The organism is Ligilactobacillus salitolerans (assembly GCF_003864415.1).
Lineage (GTDB): Bacteria > Bacillota > Bacilli > Lactobacillales > Lactobacillaceae > Ligilactobacillus > Ligilactobacillus salitolerans.
This window is the reverse complement of the sequence record NZ_BFFP01000083.1, coordinates 666-1,060: the sequence shown is the minus strand read 5'-3', so window position 1 is coordinate 1,060 and position 395 is coordinate 666. Positions and strand designations below refer to the sequence as shown.

The 395-nt window shown below is 51.6% G+C and carries 1 rRNA gene (only partly in view); it reads right to left on the bottom strand.

Features of this window, described 5'->3' with window-relative positions:
* Positions 1–395, bottom strand: a 23S ribosomal RNA gene (locus LFYK43_RS12115) (its annotated part continues 115 nt past the right edge of the window); the annotation flags it as partial.

Below are 395 nucleotides of genomic sequence, written 5' to 3'. Positions count from 1 at the left end.
ACCTTTCCCTCACGGTACTGGTCCACTATCGGTCACTAGGTAGTATTTAGCCTTGGGAGATGGTCCTCCCGGATTCCGAAGGAGTTTCACGTGTTCCGCCGTACTCAGGATCCCGAACTGAGGAAAAACTGTTTCGCCTACGGGGCTATCACCCGCTCTGGCCGGCTTTCCCAAGCCGTTTGGCTACAGTCTTTCTTGGTAACTCAAATGTTCGGTCCTACAACCCCAGGAAGCAAGCTTCCTGGTTTGGGCTGTTCCCCGTTCGCTCGCCGCTACTGAGGGAATCGAAATTTCTTTATTTTCCTGCAGGTACTTAGATGTTTCAGTTCCCTGCGTCTGTCTTCCACTGGCCTATGTATTCAGCCAGCGATAATGACTCATCACAGTCATTGGGT